Source organism: Saccharothrix sp. ALI-22-I, assembly GCF_001984175.1.
Classification (GTDB): Bacteria; Actinomycetota; Actinomycetes; order Mycobacteriales; family Pseudonocardiaceae; genus Actinosynnema.
Genome location: NZ_MTQP01000058.1, coordinates 166686 through 185264, shown reverse-complemented (window position 1 = coordinate 185264; position 18579 = coordinate 166686). Strand labels below are relative to the sequence as shown.

Genomic DNA, 18579 nt, shown 5'->3' with positions numbered 1-18579 from the left:
TGAGCCGGGTGGAGACCGCGGAGGCGGTGGCCAGGGTCGAGGAGTGGCTGCGCGCGGTCCACGGGCCGCGGGTGTCGGGTCTGCGGGTGGACCACGAGAAGGTGCGCCGCGTTCCCGAGGGCTGGTCGGTGCCGTACAACTCGGTGGCGTACCTCGACGGGGGCGACGCGGGCAAGGAGATCTTCCCGCCGCCCCGGCTGATCGTGCGCGAGCCGGACGGGCAGTTGCGCGAGGCGGGCCCCCGCCCCGGTGACCTGAGCGTCCCCGCCCGGACACCGGGTGAGGGTCACTGGGCGGAACTCGTCGACCCCGAGGTCGCCGAGTCCGGCTTGGGCTACCTCGGTGTGCCGGAGATGGCGATCGGCGGCTGGGAGTGGGTCGAAGCCGACGGCACGCGGACCGGCAGGACACGCGTCAACCACCGCTATCGCACTGGTCCGCTGCGCATGGGCTTCGTCCCCCCGGTCAACCCGCTGGAGTGGATGCTGTTGTTCGCCACCGTGGGGTGGCTCGACGACGACCGCCTGCTCACCGGCCTGACGCAGGCGGACGTCCTCGTCGCCGTCAACGGGGTGGGGGCTGCGCCGACCGAGTACTCGTACCCGGTGTACACGTCCACGCAGCAGCTACCCGCGGACACCACCGAGTGGCGGCGGGTCGATCTCGCAACCCTCGTGGCCGGTCTCCCCGCTCCGACTCTGCTGTCCTTCTACAGCTCGGACTCGGTGCGCGAGGTGTCGTCGGCCGACCTGGTGGGCGCGTTGGGGCGGTTCCCGCGGTCGCGTCCCCCCGTCGACGTGGTCGAGTCGAGGTTCGAGGTCGGCGCGGAACCCGCGCGCCTGGCGCGGGAGATGGCGGGACGGCTGGGTCTCCGCTCCCCCGCGCAGACACCCGTGCACGAGGCCCGCTACGCCCGGATGAACGGCTTCGAGCTGACCGACGACGAGAGCCGTCGGACCGTGGTCGGGAAGTCCTGGGAGCAGCTCGTCCACGAGACCGGTGATCCGGGGCGGTGGCCTACCGACCTGGCGGGCAACGGCCTCCAACCGGTCTACGACGACGACGGCCGGATCACGCCGCAGGTCGACGTGTTCGGCAAGTACTGCGTAGAGGCATCGAAGGGCTTCCGGTACGGCTACCGGCGGGTGACGGGGGCGTTCGTCGGTTTCGCGCTGGGCGAGGCGCTGGGTCAGGCGGTGGACGCGCTCAGCCTCGACGAGATCCGGGCCCGCTTCGGTCCACGCGGAATCCGCGACCTGGTCTCCGGCGAACTCGGCCCGCTCACCCAACGCCTGCTGTTCCTCACCGACGGCGTGATCCGCAGCCGCCACCGTGGTGACCCCGCCGACCACGAGGTGCTCGCCGACTCCGCCGCGGGTGGCCTGCTGCGCTGGCTGCACACCCAGGGCGACACGGTTCCGCGAGAGGTGGACGGGTGGCTGGTGCGGGTCGCCGACCTCTACGCCGACCGGCTGCCCGACGCCGACGAGCTGGCCGCCATCCGTGACCTCGCCCTGGGCAGGGCGGGCACGGGCTCCGGTCCGGCGGCCCTGCTCGCCGCACTGCCGGCCGCCCTCACCGAAGGCGGTCCCGGCACCGGGCTCGCACAGGGCGCGCGGACGGCCGCGCGGGTGATCGCCGGGCTGACCAACCAGCCCGATGAGGACCTCGCCGCCGCCGAGTACCTGACGGGCGTCTTCCAGCTCGTCCTGGCCAACGGGGTCAACCCGACGCCGCTGTGGGCGGCGGGCCGCGACGTGCGGGTGGCGGGCGTGGACGTGGAGTCCGCATTGCCGGACTACGCCAAGTTCGGCCTGCTGGACGCCTACAACCCCGAGGAGATGGGCGCCGGACGCGACACGATGACCGTGCTGCGGCAGGCGTTCTCGGCGGTCGCCGGTTACGAGAACCGGGGCGGCGCGGCGCTGTTGCGCGCGGTCAACCACTCCGGGCGCAGCGCGTTCACCGGTGCGCTGGCGGGGGCGCTGCTCGGCGCCCGCGTCGGCATCCCGGGCCTGCCGGCCGCGTGGCTGGAGCGGCTGGAGCTGCGGTACCTGGTGGAGAACCTGGCCACCGATGCCTTCCGCCACTTCAACCGCTCGTCGCCGTTCGGTAAGCACGTGGGCGGCTGGACGACGAGATACCCCAGGACGTGACCATGTCAGGCGAGTTCCTCTCCGATGCCGACCTCGCGGTGCTGGCAGACCTGGTGCGCCGGCAGCACGCCGCCGACGCACAGCCGGCGGGACGGCCACCGCGCGACGTGCTGCGGGTGGAGTTGCACATCGGGATCGACGAGACCGGCCGGAAGTTCATCACGCGCGCGCCCGCACCGGCCGATCCGGACGCGCTCCGGCCGGTGGTGTCCGGGGTGGACCCGCGGCGCTGGCGGGGCTGCGTGCTGGCCGGCGCGGTCGCGGACGCGCTGGGCGCGCCGATCGAGGCCAAGCCGATGGACCAGATCCGGGAACTCGCCGGGCCTCTGGGCGTGACGGGCATGATCCCCGCCTACGACGGCGTCGGGCGGATCACCGACGACACGCAGATGACGCTGTTCACCCTGGAAGCGGTCATCCGCGCCCACGCCCGACAGCGGCGCTTCGGCGACGCCGACGTCGTGCACGCACTGCGGATGGCCTACCAGCGCTGGCTGCACACCCAAGGCACGTCGTGGGTGAAGGCCCGCGGCCCGCGCCACACCTCCGAGACGCCCGATGGGTGGCTGATCGGCGTGCGCGGGCTGTTCAAGCGGCGCGCGCCCGGTGCGACGTGCTTCTTCACCCTCCAGGACTACGGGACCACGGGTCGCGCCGGCACGATCGCGCAGCCGGTCAACGACTCCAAGGGGTGCGGCGGCGTGATGCGGGCGGCCCCGGTGGCGCTGTGGTCGTCGGACCCGGCGGTGGTGTTCGAGGTCGCCGCCGCCTCCGCCGCCATCACCCACGGCCACCCGAGCGGCTACCTCCCGGCCGGTGTGCTCGCCGTGCTGGTGCACCACCTGCTGCGCGGCGTGCCGCTGCGACCGGCCCTCGACGCCGCCCGCACCCACCTCGTCCACTGGGACGGCCACGACGAGACCTCGGCCGCCCTCGACGCCGCCGTGGCGTTGGACGGCCCGCCGAGCCCGGAGAAGATCGCCACGCTCGGCAACGGCGCGGTCGGCGAGTCGGCGTTGGCGATCGCGGTCTACGCGGCGTTGACGACCGACACGCTGAACGCGGCGCTGCTGGTGTCGGTGAACCACGATGGTGACAGCGACTCGACCGGCGCTGTGTGCGGCAACATCGTCGGCGCCCTTTACGGCGAGGACGCCATCGATCCCACGTGGCTGGCACAGCTCGAACTGCGCGACGTCATCGAACGACTGGCCGACGACGCCACCGCCGAGTTCGGCTCCAACGCCCCGGACACCGACGACTGGCGCACCCGCTACCCGGCGACTGAGGCGTGTGCGATCCCGCAGAACAGTCCATAGTGGACAGATCCGGCACCGCAGCCCCTGAGTGACACCGCGCAGCGCCTCGGTCAGCCGATGCGCTGGGCAGCGTCGCCCCGGGCACAACCCGCAGTTCAGGCGGGCGCCGGCACCCGTCGCCGAACCATCGTCGCCGCCAGCGCCACCCAGGCGACCAGCACACCGCCGGTCATGGTCAGCGCCATCGCCGGGCCGTCGTTGCCCAGCACGCCGACGACCGGCGCGATCAGCGCACCGATGCCGAACTGCGCGGCACCCAGCAGCGCGGCGGCGGTGCCGGCCGCCTCACCGTGACGGGACAACGCCAGCGCGGGCGCGTTCGGCAGCACGAGACCCACCGCGGCCAGCAGGAACATCAACGGCACGAGGAAACCGAGCAGCCCGCCGAAACCGGACGCCGTGAACGCGATCAGCACCGCGCCGAACGCCAACGCGGCCCCCAGCGCGCCGAACACGATCTGCCGCTCCGACCAGCGGTTGAGCAGCACCACGTTCATCTGCGACGCCCCGATCAGCGCCACCGCGCCGATCGCGAACACCAGCCCGAACTCCTGCTGGTCCAGCCCGTAGGTGTCCTGCAACACGAACGACGAGCCCGAGACGTACGAGAACAGCGCCGACATGCCGAGCGCGGCGACCAGCACCAGCACCACGAACTGCCGGTCGGCCAACAGCGCCTTGTAGGTCCGCAGCACCGGCCGGATCGAGCTCGTCCGGCGCCGCTCCGGCGGCAGCGTCTCCTTCAGCAGGAAGATCGCGACCAGCAGCAACGCCGCGCCGAGCACCGCCAGCACGGCGAACACACCACGCCATGAGCCGGTCACCAACACCGCCGCGCCGACCGACGGCGCGAGGATCGGCGCCGCACCCATCACCAGCATCAGCCGCGACATGATCGTCGCCGCGGCACGGCCGGTGAACAAGTCGCGGACCACGGCCATGGCCACCACCATCGCGGCGGCCGCGCCGACCCCTTGCAGGGTGCGCAGCAGGCCGAGGACGGCCACGTTCGGCGCCACCAGGCACAACACGGACGCGCCGATGTGCACGGCGGTGCCGGCGATCAGCGGCAGCCGCCGGCCGAACGCGTCGGAGAGCGGGCCGATGACCAGTTGCCCCAGCCCGAGGCCGACGAGCGTGCCGGTGAGCGTCAGTTGCACCGCGGACTCGGACGCGCCGAGGTCGGCGCCCAGCTCCGGCAACGCGGGCAGGTACATGTCGATCGTGAAGGGACCGAGAGCGATGAGCGCACCCAGGACGAGGATGATCCGAATCCTGGCGGCTCCGGTCGGCGACTCTGCCAACTGCTCTGGACGGTCCGGTGTGGATGGACTGTGCAGAGTGGCCTGTTCCATGACTGGAGCCAACACCCGGCAGGCGGATCTTCTTCCGGATCGACGGCCGCGGTGATCCTCGACACGAGTCCATGCCGCTTTCGTCCGGAATCGGACCCTTCAGCGCCGTGCGGCCTCTCAGGCGTCGTGCATCAGCCGGGCGACACCGGCGGAGGCGGGGCGCCGTTCAGCGGGCTGCGGCCGCGTTCGAACCGGCCGATCGAGGCGTAGTCGCCGAACGCCGGGACGGGCTCCCAGTTGGTGGCCACGGGGACGTCGGTGTACTCGACGGTCTCCCGGTACCCCTCGTTCTTGTCGATGATCGTCCGGTGGACGTAGCCGTCCTCGTGGTAGCGGATGTCCTCGCGACGGGAGGCCTCGGACAGCCGCCGGCCCGGCTGGTCGTCGGGGTACTCCCACAGGTGGACGCCGCTGAGGAACATGCGGGAGTCGTCCTTCTTGGTGAAGACGTACTCGACGATCTTGCGGCCCGGATCGTCCAAGAAGGACACCAGGACCACGCCGGTCTGCCACACCGGGGTCACCAGGACCGGGGATCGGGTGCCCGGCCGGGGCGGCAGGACCGCCGTGTACTCCTCGCCCGCGGCGTCCCGGGCGCGGGCCTCCTCCTCGGACAGCTCCGTGCCGGGCCGGTTGCGGCGGTGGTTCCACCGGAAGCTGTAGCCCCTCAATTCGGTAGCGCTCACCGGCCGACCAGCCCTCCGCGACGACGGACAGGTTCAACGATTCGGAAGTCGGCCGCGCCGGAACCCCTGGGGAAATCCCGGCCGGCCCCGGTCTCGCTATTCGGGGAGTTCATAGATCCTGCCGTTTTCGTCCCGGATGGTGATGTTCAGCCGTTCGGCCTCTTCGAGTATAGCTCTGGGCACCGGCGGGTCGCCGCGTTGGACGGGGACCTCCAGGATCAGGTCACCGCTCATCGGCTGGCCGATCTGTTCGTCGCCGAGATCGCGACGGTTGGTCGGCGTGTCGGCGATGACCGTGCCGCTGTTGTAGTGGTTGACGAATTCCCGGAGATAGCCGACCGCGGTGCCCTCCTGGATTTCCGACAACTGCGTGTACTTGCGGCTGACGATTTCCTCGCCCGGCACGTAGGAGTCGACCCGCCGGTACTGGTTGTGCTCGGTGCGCGGTTCGACGTGGACCTCGTTCGCGCCGCCCTGGTCCTCGTAGTAGGGCTCGCGCCGCCGGTTGAACTCGTTGCCCTCTTGCAGGTTGTCGAGCCACTCCGGCCGGCTCGACCCGGTCCCGGAGTCCTCGCCCTCGCCCTCGGGGCGGCCGGTGCCGTCGCCGCCGTCGCCATTGGTGCCACCACCGGACTCCGCGGGCCGCCCACGTTGGGCGAACTCACCGGTCGTGTTCTGCGCGCTGCTCACGCCGGCGGAGGCGTCCACCGTGCCGTGCTGCTGCGACGGGCGGCGTCCGCCGGGGACGGTGGGGGTGCCGCCGCCGCCCGGCCTGCGGTGCAGCGCTAAGCGGGTGGCGAGGGCGATGAGGACGAGCAGTGTCTTCACGGTCGCCTACCCGTTGAGGAGCTTGGTGAGGTTCTGGAGGCTGGTGATCAGGGCGGTGGTGTAGACGAGGATCCGCCCGGCCCACTTGACCACCGCGGCGATGATCTGGGACGCGATCACCGGGATGGTCACGACGAAGATCGCCTCCGCCGCCCACACGATGACGCGGGCGATGAGGTCGGCGATCAGGTCGCGGACGATCTCGCGGGTCATCTCGACCAGGCCGCCCGCGCCTTCGGTGGCCGCCGCCATCGCGGCGGAGATCGCGGCCAGGCCGCCGATCGCCTCCACGTTGTTGGCCATCGTCGCCTGGTAGGCGTCGGCGGCCGCGCCGCGCCAGTCGGGGGTGTCCGCGGCCAGGTGCTCCTGGAGGTCGGTGGCCATGTCGTGCAGCTCTTTGGCCATGTTGTTCCAGGTGGCCGCGTGCGAGCGGATGACGTCGGGCTTGCCGGTCAAGTCGTCGAGCACCTCGCGCAGCGGCTCGAAGTACTCCATGGCCCAGCCCAGGCCGTTGGCCAGCAGGGCGCTGATCGGGTCCATCACGGTGGCCGCGGCCTCGACGGCGAGGCCCGCGCCGGCCAGCGCGTCGTCCACCCAGCCCTCGGTCTTGATGGCGTCGACCAGGCCCTCGATGCTGTCGGCCAGACCCGAGCCGGTCCACACCTCGTGGGACGACCGGACCGGTGCGACCAGGGAGTTGTCGTTCATCGCAGGCCCTCCCCGGCGGAGCGGATGAGGCTGGTGTTGCCGTCTTCGACCGCCTCGTAGTGCTCCACGGTGGAAACCAGCGACTGCACCACCAGGTTGAGGTTCTCCTCCACGTAGGCGAGCAGCTCGTCCTGCTTGGTGTGGCGGCCTTCGAGGATGCCCGACATCCAGCCGCACAGCAGCCCGTACGCCTCGTCGTCCTGGGCGATGTGCGCGCTGGCGGCCTTCACCGACTCGAACCGCGCCCTGATGCCGTCGATGTTGCCGGTGTGGGTGCGCAATTGCTCCACGTCGACGTCGTATCCACCGCTCACGGTCACCGGTCCTCTAGGTAGGAGTGGCCTTCGTAGCCCTCGTCGTCGTTGGACGCGGGCGGGCGTCGGGGCGTCGGACCGGAGCGGAACTGCCGGTCCACGGTGTCCGAGATGGCCCGCGCCGCCGCCGACTCGGTGCCGACCGTCTCGGCGATGATCTCCTGCGAGCGGTCGGCGAGTTGACTGCGCGCGTCGGTGAGCGTGGCCAGGATGGTGCGCGCGACGACCGGCGGGGTGACCCGCTGGATTCGGTCGGTGAGTTGCAGGTCGACCAACGTGCCGGTGGAGTCCACCACGACCTCGACCAGCCCGCCCGGGTCACGCGCGGTGATCCGCAGCTCCCCCAGCCGGTTGCTCATCGCCTGGGTGTCGGCCGCGATCTTGTCGATGCGGCCCTTCCAAGCGGCCAGCCGCTCGTGGGCGCCGTCCGGATCGAGAATGCCTCCGGCCACTGTCTCCCCCGATCGTGTCGGCGTGTCGTTCGGCGGGAAGTCTAGGCAGGCTGACAACCGGCCGGGTGTGGATCGAGAGGATTCGGCCCGGTCGGCGTATCGGCGCTCATCGCAGGGTGAGCGGGTCTCGGATTCGATGCGGGTCGGCCTGTGCCGGTGGGCCGTTCCGCGAGCAGCCGACGCTTGCGTCAGTGGCCCGCGCCGAGTTCGACGAGCAGAACCACACCACCCGGAAGGTTGGTGCAGTGACCGCAGGCTGCCACACGGTGACACTCACGACCCTTTCGCAGTGACCCACGTCACTATCCGACCGAAACGGCTTGAGGCGTTCGAGTCGGGGCCGAGCCTCGCCGCCTCGCCGGCCACGGACCTGGCTCACCAGTTGACCGAGGACTCGCTCACGGAGCCGTGGAGCCACCCGAGTAGAAACGTCTCCTGCTTCCCCCCGCGACATGATGAGCGTTGTGCCGAACCCTTGAGGGAGATTTTGTGAGCAGCACGCACACGAGGCTGGCCGGCTTCATCTGGTCGGTGGCCGACCTGTTGCGCGGCGACTACAAGCAGTCCGAGTACGGCAAGGTGATCCTGCCGTTCACGGTGTTGCGCCGACTCGACTGCGTGCTGGCGCCGACCAAGAGCCAGGTGTTGGAGCGCAAGGCCAAGCTGGCCGAGCAGGGTGTGCAGAACCTCGACATGCTCAAGCGGGCCACCGGCGGGTTGAGCTTCTACAACACCTCGAAGCTGGACTTCCGGGCAGCGGTGCGCGACCAGGACAACGTCGCGAGCAACCTGAAGTCCTACGTCGGGGCGTTCTCCGAGAACGCTCGGGAGATCTTCGAGGCGTACGACTTCACCGCCCAACTGGGTCGTCTCGACGGGGCCGGGCTTACCTACCAGGTGGCCTCCAAGTTCGCCGAGATCGACCTCAGCCCGGAAGCGGTGGACAACCACCAGATGGGTTACGCGTTCGAGGAGCTGATCCGGCGGTTCTCGGAAATCTCGAACGAGACCGCCGGTGAGCACTTCACGCCGCGCGAGGTCATCAAGCTGATGGTGAACCTCCTCCTCGCGCCGGACGAGCAGGACCTGGTGACGCCCGGTGTGGTGAAGACCGTGCTGGACCCGGCGTGCGGGACGGGCGGCATGCTCACCGCCGCCGAGGACTTCATCCTGCAGCACAACCCGCAGGCCAAGGTCGTGCCGCACGGCCAGGAGCTCAACGCCGAGTCCTACGCCATCTGCAAGTCCGACATGATGATCAAGGGCGAGAACGCGGCGAACATCAAGCTCGGCAACTCGTTCAGCCAGGACAAGCACTACGGCAAGTCGTTCGACTACCTGCTCGCCAACCCGCCGTTCGGCGTGGAGTGGAAGAAGGTCAAGGACGATGTCGAGGTCGAGGCGAAGATCGGCTTCGCCGGCCGGTTCGGCGCCGGGCTGCCGCGCATCAACGACGGGTCGCTGCTGTTCCTCCAGCACATGATCCACCACATGAAGAAGCCGGAACAGGGCGGCTCGCGGCTCGCGATCGTCTTCAACGGCTCGCCGCTGTTCACCGGCGCCGCCGAGTCGGGCGAGTCGAAGATCCGGCAGTGGATTCTGGAGAACGACTGGCTGGAGGCCGTCGTCGCGCTGCCGGACCAGCTCTTCTACAACACCGGCATCTCCACGTACTTCTGGATTCTGACCAACCGGAAGGACGAGGCGCACCGGGGCAAGGTGATCCTGCTCGACGCGCGGGAGCACTGGGCGAAGATGCGCAAGTCGTTGGGCGACAAGCGCAAGTACCTGCCGAACGAGGACATCGCCAAGCTCACCGAGCTGTACGGCGAGGCGCTGACGGCCGCCGAGGACGCCGGGCACCCGATGCACGAGAAGGTGAAGGTCTTCACGCCGAGGGACTTCGGCTACCGGAGGATCACCGTGGAGCGGCCGTTGAGGCTGCGGTTCGAGGTGACCGGGGAAGCACTGGCGGAGCTGGAGGTGGTCAAGCCGCTGGCGAAGTACGAAGGTCGGGAGAAGCTGATCGAGGCGCTGCGCGGGCTGGTCGACGAGCCGGCGGTGTTCCGCAAAGTGGACTTCGCGAAAACGTTGAAGGAGACGCTGGCCTCGCTGGGCAAACTGCCTGCCACCGTGGACAAGGCGGTGTGGGGCGTGGTCTCGGTGAGCGACCCGGAAGGCGAGTTGCAGACCGACCGCAAGGGCGACCCGTTGCCCGACCCGGACCTGCGCGACAACGAGAACGTCCCGCTCGACGAGGACGTCGACGAGTACATGGCCCGCGAGGTCCTGCCGCACGTGCCGGACGCCTGGGTGGACCACACGAAGACCAAGGTGGGCTACGAGATCCCGTTCACGCGGCACTTCTACAAGTACGTGCCACCCAGGCCGTTGGAGGAGATCGACGCGGAGTTGAGGGAACTCGAAGACCGGATCCAGCGCCTGCTCGGCGAGGTGGCGGAATGAACTCGGCGTCGTCATGGCTGGACGAGGCACCGGCCCACTGGACGCGAGGCCGCATAAAGACATTGATCGGCAGGTCGACAAACGGCGTATGGGGAGATGACCCGGCCGGTGACACGTCCGACGTGGCCTGCGTGCGGGCCGCCGATTTCGACCGCAGGTCGCAGCGGGTGAACCCGGAGAACCTGCCTCGCCGCAGCATCGACCCGCAAACGCTGCGCCAACACCTGCTCAAGCCGGGAGATCTGGTCCTGGAAAAATCCGGCGGAGGCGACAAACAGCCCGTCGGCGCGGCAGTTTTGTTCGACCTCGACGAGCCGGCCGTGTGCACGAACTTCTGCGCACGCATCACCCCGGCCCCGGGGATCGACCCCCGCTACCTGTCCTACGTCTTCGCCGCGGCCTACAACCAAGGGCTCACCCAAAGCGCGATCAAGCAGACGACAGGGATTCAGAACCTGGACTCCGCCGCTTTCTTCTCCTCGCCGTGGGCACACCCCGGGACAGACGAACAGCGACGCATCGCCGACTTCCTCGACGGCGAAACCGCACACATCGAAAAAATGCTGAAGCTGACGTCTCGGCAGATCGATTTGCTCCGCTACAGGTTCACCGAGTACCTGCGCACCCGGACCACCGTCGGCCGGTCCAAGGAGACCACCCGAACCGGCGTGGAATGGATGCCCACGATGGCGGACGGTTGGCAGCTCCACCGCCTTGGCCGCGTCTTCCACACCGGAAGCGGAACAACGCCGAAATCGGACAATCCGAGGTACTTCGACGGCGACCACCCGTGGGTCAACACCGGCGACCTCCGGGACGGCTCCGTAAAGCAAGCCGGAAAGACCGTCACCGACGCCGCACTGACAGACTACTCGTCCTTGCGCATGTACGAAGCCGGATCTCTCGCTGTCGCCATGTACGGCGCAACAGTGGGGCGCGTCGGCATTCTCACGTTCCGGGCCTGCGTAAATCAGGCGTGTTGCGTGCTGTACAAACCCACGGCAGTGAGCACGGAATTCCTCTTCAACTGGTTCGTCGCGCATCGCCCCGAAATTCTGAACCTCACCTCCGGCGGCGGTCAGCCGAACATCAGCCAAGACCTGGTGCGCAGCCTCAGGGTGCCCGCCCCCAGCCTTTCGGATCAGCACGATATCGTGTCGGAAATCCAACGCAACCGGATGCTGTCCGAACGGCAGATGACGGACCTTTCACGACGCCTCGACCTTTTGACCGAGCGCCGCCAAGCGTTGATCACCGCCGCTGTCACCGGCCAACTGGATGTGACGACGGCGCGGTCGGGCGTGCGCTGAGTCATGGCGAGAGGGAACACCGAATGAACGCGGCAGAACCGGCATCGGGCAGCTCGTCTGACCCGACGGCCCACAGCAGTGTCCACTTCGGAGGAAAGGTGCCCATGGCCGTCCACACAGAGCATGCGTTCGAGGACGCCATCGAGGCGTCGCTGATCGCGGCCGGGTGGCATCGCGGGCTGCGCGATGGCTACAACCGGGAGTTCGGCCTGGACACCGACCAGTTGTTCACCTTCATCGGGGCCACGCAGATCGACGTGTGGGAGCAGCTGAGGGTGCACTACGGGGACGACCCCGACGAGGCGCAGCGGCAGTTCGCCCGCCACGTCGCCAAGGAGATCGACAAGCGCGGTGCGGTCGATGTGCTGCGGCACGGCGTGCGGGACCGGGGGCACCTGGTCAGGCTCGCCTACTTCCGCCCCGCGCACACGCTCGCCGACGATGCCCTGGTCCGGTACGAGCAGAACCGGCTGTCGGTCACCCGCCAGCTCGCCTACTCCGACCGGGACCGAGGCAAGGCACTCGACTTGGCGCTGTTCGTCAACGGCGTCCCGGTCGCCACCGCCGAGCTGAAGAACCCGTTGACCGGGCAGAACGTGGAACACGCGAAGGAGCAGTACCGCCGGGACCGCGACCCCCGGGAACCGCTGTTCGCCAAGCGGACGCTGGTGCACTTCGCCGTCGATCCCGACCTGGTCTTCCTCACCACTCGCCTCGCCGGCGAGAAGACGCGCTTCCTGCCGTTCAACACCGGTTCGGACGGGCCCGGTGAGGACGGCGGCGCGGGCAACCCGCCCGCCGCGCCCGGCCGCTACCGCACCTCCTACCTCTGGGAGGAGGTCTGGCAGCCGGAGGCGTGGCTGGACGTCATCCGCCGCTTCGTGCACCTGGAGGCGGGGGAACCGCAGCGCGGTGGCCGCAAGCCGGGTCCGCACGTCCGGAACCTGATCTTCCCCCGCTACCACCAGTGGCACGCGGTGCGCACCCTCGTCGACCACGCCGCCGAGCACAGGGCAGGGCACAACTACCTGGTGCAGCACTCGGCCGGGTCGGGCAAGTCCAACACCATCGCCTGGCTCGCCCACCGGCTGTCCAACCTGCACGGCACGGACAACGAGCAGATCTTCGACAAGGTCATCGTGATCACCGACCGGTCCGTGTTGGACCGGCAGCTGCAGGACACCATCTACCAGTTCGAGCACCGCGCGGGTGTGGTCACCAAGATCGGCGACAAGTCGGAGGGTTCCAAGTCGGAGCAGGTCAGCGTCGCGCTGGCAGGCGAGACGACCAAGATCCTGATCGTCACCCTGCAGACTTTCCCGTACGTGCTGGAGAAGGTCGACGGCCTGCGCGGGAAGCGGTTCGCGATCATCGTGGACGAGGCGCACTCGTCCCAGTCCGGCGAGTCCGCCGCGGCGCTCAAGCGGGTGTTGACCAGGCTCGGCAGCGACGACATCGACGAGGACAACGACCCGCTGACGGCGGCGGCGCTCGCCCGTGGGCGGCACCGGACCCTGTCCTACTTCGCGTTCACCGCGACTCCCAAGCCGAAGACGCTGGAGCTGTTCGGCGTGCGGTCGGGTGACACCGTGCGCCCGTTCCACGTCTACTCCATGCGCCAGGCCATCGAGGAGGGCTTCATCCTCGACGTGCTCCGCAACTACGTCACCTACAAGACCTACTGGCGGCTCACCGGCGGAGACGACGGCCGCGAGGTCGACGAACGCAAGGCGAGCGCCGCCCTGGCCCGGTTCGCGGTGCTGAGCTCGGCCAGCCTGCAACAACGCGCCGAGATCATCGTGGAGCACTTCATCAAGCACACTCGCGGCCGTCTCGGCGGTCGCGCCAAGGCGATGGTGGTGACCCGCTCCCGCGAGCACGCGGTCAAGCTGTACCGGAAGATCAAGGCCTACGTCGACATGCGCGGCTACCAGGACTGCGGCGTGCTCGTCGCGTTCTCGGGCGAGCTGAAGGTGGACAACCTCGACTCCGACACCGTCACCGAGTCCTCGCTGAACGGCTTCGGCGAGGCGGCGCTGCCGAAGGCGTTCGCCTACACCCGCGTCGACGACGAGAACGCGGCCCTCAACCCCCGGCCGGAGTACCGCATCCTCGTCGTGGCCGAGAAGTACCAGACCGGCTTCGACCAGCCACTGCTGACCACGATGTACGTCGACAAGCCGCTCAAGGGCGTGGCGGCGGTGCAGACCCTGTCGCGGCTCAACCGCACCCACCCGCGCAAGGGACAGGACGACCTGTTCGTCCTGGACTTCGCCAACGAGGCCGAGACCGTCCAGGAGGAGTTCAGGCCGTTCTTCGAAGCGACGATCACCACACCCACCGACCCGAACCTGATCTACGACGCGCAGCGGGCGGTGATGGACCACCAGTTGCTGGTGGAGTCGGAGATGGAGGCGTTCGCCACCGAGTACGAGCGTGCCCAGCAGTCGGCCGGCGACCGGACGAAGTGGGAACGCGCGCACGCGGAGCTGTACCGGCTCACCGACCCCGCGCGCGACCGGTTCGCTCAGCTGCTCGAAGACGACGCCGAACGAGCCGAGGACTTCCGGGCGGCGCTGCGCGACTACGTGCGCAAATACGGATTCCTCGCGCAGGTCGTCGGGTTCACCGACCGATCCTTGGAACGGCTCTACGTCTACGGGAAGATGCTCATCCCACGACTGGCCCGGCAGCAGGACCCGGGCATCGACCTCGGCCAGGTCGACCTCACCCACTTGCGGATCGGCAAGACCGGCGAACACGACCTGGCACTCACGCCCGAGGGCGAGCAGATGCTTCCCGGGTTCACCGGGGAAGGCGCCGGTGGGCAGCACGAACGCCCCCTCGCGTCGCTGGCCGAGCTGATCGCCGAACTCAACGACCGGTTCGGCAGCCACCTCGGGGAGAACGACATCGTGCGCGGTTCGGCGGAGGCCGCGATGGCCGAACCACAGGTGCGGGCCGCGGCGTTCGCCAACGACGAGGAGAACTTCGGGCACGTCTTCGACGAGGTCTTCGAGGACAAGCTCTACGAGCGCATCGAGAACGACACCAAGGCGGTGCAGCTGTTCGCCGACGACCCGCAGTTCAACTCGGAGTTGAAGAGCATCGCCCGCCGCTACGCCTACGAGTCGCTGCGCCGGGACGTGGCCTGATCCATGACGGCACGACGGACCCTGGCGGAGCGGTACGAGCTCACCTCGCCGACCTCGACCCTCCACACCCGCAAGCGGTGGCGCTAGGACCGCGCCAGTGTGCCCGCGATCAGCGTGGCGATGGCACTCTCCAGGGTGGCGCGCAGGTCCAGGCGGAGTTCGACCACCGCGGGGTCGGCCTCGTAGGCGGCGAGCACGCTTGCGGAGGGCCGGCAGTAGCTCGACAGGGTGCCGGCCAGGATCAAGGCCATCATGGACACCGTCCGGGCGCCGTCGCCGAGTTCCGGCACGTACCGGCGGATGAGGTCGCTCGTGGTCGCGATGCCGGCGACGGCGGACCGCAAGAGACCGGCGGTCTACAAGGAGCGCGACATGAAGTGGACCGAGCGCGACATCCCCGACCAGAAGGGCCGGGTCGCGGTCGTGACCGGCGCCAACACCGGCCTGGGCTTCGAAACCGCCCGAGCGCCGGCGGAACGCGGGGCGACGGTGGTGCTGGCCGTGCGGGACGTCGAGAACCTCACCGGCGTGAAGTTCCCCGTCTAGTGCCGCATCCCGGAACGGAGCTCGTCACGAGTGGGAGGCCTGTCGATCACCCATGGCAAAATCGGGCTGGTGCACATCGGGATGCTTGGCCCATTCGAGGTTCGCACGGACGACGGCGCCTTCGCCGACGTGCCGGGCGCTCGGCTGCGCGGGCTGTTGATCGCCCTCGCGCTCAAACCGGGTCACGTGGTCCCGAAGGCGACGCTCGTCGACTGGATCTGGGGTGAGCACCCGCCCGCGGACGCGGCGAACGCGTTGCAACGCTTGGCTTCCCGGCTGCGGAAGGTGCTGCCGGCGGGGTCGGTCGAGGGGCAGACGGACGGCTACCGGTTGGCGGTGGAACCCGACGCCGTCGACGCCGTGCGATTCGAACGCCTCGTCGGCCGGGCACGTGGTGGCGAGCATCCCCAGCAGGTGAAGCTGCTGCGTGAAGCTCTCTCGCTGTGGCGTGGCGCGGCCATGCAGGACGTCGGTCTGCAGGACGGTGCGGCGTTCGACGTGGCGGTCACCCGGCTCGAAGGACTGCGCCTGACCGCGCTGGAGGATCGGTTCGACGCGGAGATCAGCCTGGGCCACGGTGCGGAGCTGGTCGCGGAGTTGACCGACCTGGTGGGCGCGCACCCGGTACGAGAGCGGCTCGTCGCCGCGCTGATGCGTGCCCTCGTCGCGGCCGGCCGGAGCTCCGAGGCACTGCTCGTGTACCAGCGTGCGCGGGAAGCCCTGGCCGACGCGCTGGGTGTCGACCCGTCACCGGAGCTGTCCGCCCTGCACGTTGCGCTGCTGCGGGGCGAGGTGGGACGGCGGGAGGAAAACCGGAACAACAATCTGCGTGCCGAGCTGACCAGCTTCGTCGGCAGGGAAGCCGATGTCGCCGCGGTCCGTGAGCTCGTCTCCGGACATCGGCTCACCACCCTGATCGGGCCGGGCGGCTCGGGAAAGACCAGGCTGGCCACGGAAACCGCGCGCACGCTGCTCGGTGGACTGCCAGACGGGGCCTGGCTGGTGGAATTCGCGGCCATCGGCGCGGACGGCGACGTGGCGCAGGCGACGCTCACCGCGCTCGGTCTCCGGGACACCCTGCTCGGCGGGGCACCGAACATGGAGCAGGCGGACCGGCTCATCGCCGCGATCCGCGAGCGGGAGACGCTGCTGATCCTGGACAACTGCGAGCACGTGATCGAGTCGGCGGCCGCGTTCGCCCACCGAGTGCTCGGGGAATGCCGGCGGCTGCGGATTCTGGCGACGAGCAGGGAACCGCTCGGCATCACCGGTGAGGCACTGTGGCACGTCGTGCCGTTGGCCCTGCCCGCGGCGGACGCCGACTCCCGCGACATCGAGTCCTCGCCTGCCGTCCGGCTCCTGCGGGACCGGATCAGCGCGGTGCGCAAGGACCTCACGATCGATGCCGACACGTCGGCGACCATGGCACGCGTCTCCCGGGCACTGGACGGGATTCCGCTGGCGATCGAACTGGCCGCGGCCAGGTTGCGCACCATGTCCCTCGATCAGCTCGCCAACCGGCTCGACGACCGGTTCCGCCTGCTGACCAGCGGCAGCCGGATCGCGCTGCCGCGGCACCGGACGCTGCGCGCGGTGATCGACTGGAGCTGGGAGTTGCTCACCGAAGCCGAGCGGATGGTTCTGCGCAGGCTTTCGGTGTTCTCGGGTGGCGCGAGTCCGGAAGCGGTCGAGTCGGTCTGCGCGGGAGGTGCCGGGGACCTGCTCGAATCGCTGACCTCGCTGGTCGAGAAATCGCTGCTGGTCACCGCGGGCGACACGGCGCCGCGCTACCGGATGCTCGGCATGGTCAAGGAGTACGCGGCCCAGCGGCTCGCCGAGGCGGGGGAATCGGATTTCGCGCGCAGCGCGCATCTCGCGTACTTCACCGAACTCGCCGAGACCGCGGAGCCACATCTCCGCCGCGCCGAGCAGTTGGAATGGCTTGCCGCGCTCGATGCCGAGCACGACAACATCAGTGCTGCGACGCGTGGCGCGATCGCGGCCGGCGATGCGCACGCGGCGATGCGGCTCGCGGCGGCCACCGGCTGGTACTGGTGGCTCAGCGGGCACAAGGAGGAGGGCCACGAGCTGATCACCGCGGCCACCGCCATTCCCGGCGAGGTGCCCGATGAGATCCGGGCCCTGGCGTACACCCTCGTCGTGGGGTTCCTGAGTTCCGGGCGGCGCAACGAACAGCAGGCGGCGGAGTGGATCCACCAGGCACGTGAGTTCAGCCGGCGCAGTCGGCGGGGCAACCCGTTGCTGGCGTTGATCGCCCCACTGGAACGCATGCTGGAGGGGCCGGACGCGTTCCTGCCCGCGTGGGAATCGTTGCTGGACAACGAGGACCCCTGGGTGCACGCATTGGCTCGTCTGCACCTCGGCAAGATGCGGATCGTGCTCGGCCACGGCGGACGGGACGCGGACGCGTATCTCGAAATGGCGCTCGCCGAGTTCCGCGCGATCGGCGAACGGTGGGGGATGTCGTTCGCCCTGACCGAGTTGGCGGATCGGGTCGCCGTGCGCGGCGAGTTCGCCCGTGCGTGCGAGTACTTCGAACAGGCGATCGCGGTCGTCACCGAAGTCGGTGCCACCGAGGATGTCATCGGCATGCGGTCGCGACAGGCTCGGGTGTACTGGCTGCTGGGCGACAAGGACTCCAGCGCGGCTGCCATGGCCGAGGCGCAACGGTGCGCGGAACGGGTCACCTGGCCGGACGCGCTGGCTGAACTGGCCCTCGCGAAGGCGGAACTCGCTCGTTGGGCCGGCGACGCCGAGGAGGTGCACCGGCAAATCGGTATCGCGACGACCATGCTGGGCACCGAAGCGGAGCGGGCGCACGTCCGCGCGATAGCACACGACCTGCTCGGATACCTCGCCGACGATCTCGACGAGTCCCGCAGGCACCGCGCGGCGGCCTGCGAGGCGGCCTCCGAGGAGGGGTACGCACCGTGGATCGCGCAGATGCTCGTCGGGGTCGCGGACCTGGCACTGCGCAGCGACCAGTACGAGCAGGCAGCGCGACTGCTCGCGGCAAGCACGAGCGTGCGTGGCCTGCCGGATCGTTCCCACCCGGACGTGGCGCGGATCGAGCAGGCCGCACGGCACCGCCTCGGCGACGAGGTGTTCGCCGAGGCGACGCGGGAAGGCACGAACACGAACTGGCGTGATCTGGTCACGGTCACACTCTCTTCTTGAACGTGGCAAACGCCCCCTGACCGGGAGCGGGCAAGCCGCGCGGCGTCGCCTCGGCGAGGTTGAATTCACCGAGGCGACGCGGGAGG

13 protein-coding genes and 1 pseudogene are annotated in these 18579 nt (G+C 69.5%); 7 read left to right on the top strand and 7 right to left on the bottom strand.

The features are described 5' to 3' along the window. The first annotated feature begins 8 nt into the window (after positions 1-8). The gene (locus tag ALI22I_RS17975) at positions 9-2156 is read left to right on the top strand and encodes a YrhB domain-containing protein (RefSeq protein WP_077006655.1); all 2148 of its coding nucleotides are present in this window, start codon (positions 9-11) and stop codon (positions 2154-2156) included. Positions 2157-2158: 2 nt separating this feature from the next. Further along, positions 2159-3475, top strand: a complete 1317-nt coding sequence (locus tag ALI22I_RS17970) for an ADP-ribosylglycohydrolase family protein (RefSeq protein WP_143532270.1) — start codon at positions 2159-2161, stop codon at positions 3473-3475. A gap of 95 nt (positions 3476-3570) precedes the next feature. On the opposite strand, the gene ALI22I_RS17965 is transcribed toward ALI22I_RS17970, so the two are convergent. The 6 genes from ALI22I_RS17965 to ALI22I_RS17940 form a co-directional block, all read right to left on the bottom strand. Next, a complete protein-coding gene (locus tag ALI22I_RS17965; RefSeq protein WP_238598425.1) occupies positions 3571-4779 on the bottom strand; it encodes a multidrug effflux MFS transporter in 1209 nt (402 codons plus the stop codon). A 182-nt stretch (positions 4780-4961) separates the two neighbouring features. Beyond that, complete coding sequence (locus ALI22I_RS17960; RefSeq protein ID WP_143532269.1) at positions 4962-5516, bottom strand: hypothetical protein; 555 nt, start codon at positions 5514-5516, stop codon at positions 4962-4964. 96 nt (positions 5517-5612) lie between these two features. Next, positions 5613-6344 carry a hypothetical protein gene (locus tag ALI22I_RS17955; protein WP_077006652.1) on the bottom strand — a complete coding sequence of 244 codons (732 nt, stop codon included), beginning with the start codon at positions 6342-6344 and terminating at the stop codon, positions 5613-5615. A 6-nt stretch (positions 6345-6350) separates the two neighbouring features. Continuing rightward, positions 6351-7052 (bottom strand): WXG100 family type VII secretion target, encoded by a 702-nt coding sequence (locus ALI22I_RS17950; protein WP_077006651.1) that lies wholly within the window; start codon positions 7050-7052, stop codon positions 6351-6353. Next, positions 7049-7366: a hypothetical protein gene (locus tag ALI22I_RS17945; RefSeq protein WP_077006730.1), complete on the bottom strand. Its 318-nt coding sequence runs from the start codon at positions 7364-7366 to the stop codon at positions 7049-7051. Before ALI22I_RS17945 ends, ALI22I_RS17950 begins: the two co-directional genes overlap by 4 nt. A 2-nt stretch (positions 7367-7368) precedes the next feature. Continuing rightward, entirely contained in the window at positions 7369-7818 is a 450-nt protein-coding gene (locus ALI22I_RS17940) for a YbaB/EbfC family nucleoid-associated protein (protein WP_077006650.1), read from the bottom strand. 489 nt (positions 7819-8307) lie between these two features. Between ALI22I_RS17940 and ALI22I_RS17935 the strand changes: the two genes are divergently transcribed. The 3 genes from ALI22I_RS17935 (at position 8308) to ALI22I_RS17925 (ending at position 14749) form a co-directional block, all read left to right on the top strand. Further along, the gene (locus tag ALI22I_RS17935; protein ID WP_077006649.1) at positions 8308-10284 is read left to right on the top strand and encodes a type I restriction-modification system subunit M; all 1977 of its coding nucleotides are present in this window, start codon (positions 8308-8310) and stop codon (positions 10282-10284) included. Continuing rightward, complete coding sequence (locus ALI22I_RS17930; protein WP_083751806.1) at positions 10281-11594, top strand: restriction endonuclease subunit S; 1314 nt, start codon at positions 10281-10283, stop codon at positions 11592-11594. The genes ALI22I_RS17935 and ALI22I_RS17930 overlap by 4 nt, the downstream gene beginning before the upstream one ends. Positions 11595-11698: 104 nt before the next feature. Further along, entirely contained in the window at positions 11699-14749 is a 3051-nt protein-coding gene (locus tag ALI22I_RS17925) for a type I restriction endonuclease subunit R (protein WP_077006647.1), read from the top strand. An 83-nt stretch (positions 14750-14832) separates the two neighbouring features. On the opposite strand, the gene ALI22I_RS17920 is transcribed toward ALI22I_RS17925, so the two are convergent. Further along, positions 14833-15093, bottom strand: a complete 261-nt coding sequence (locus ALI22I_RS17920; RefSeq protein ID WP_179118267.1) for a hypothetical protein — start codon at positions 15091-15093, stop codon at positions 14833-14835. A 28-nt stretch (positions 15094-15121) separates the two neighbouring features. Here ALI22I_RS17920 and ALI22I_RS49325 point away from each other — a divergent pair. Both ALI22I_RS49325 and ALI22I_RS17910 read left to right on the top strand, forming a co-directional pair. Continuing rightward, a pseudogene (locus ALI22I_RS49325) lies at positions 15122-15265 on the top strand (short-chain dehydrogenase); the annotation flags it as partial. Between the two features lie 99 nt (positions 15266-15364). Continuing rightward, positions 15365-18493, top strand: a complete 3129-nt coding sequence (locus tag ALI22I_RS17910; RefSeq protein ID WP_077006729.1) for a BTAD domain-containing putative transcriptional regulator — start codon at positions 15365-15367, stop codon at positions 18491-18493. Positions 18494-18579 lie beyond the last annotated feature (86 nt).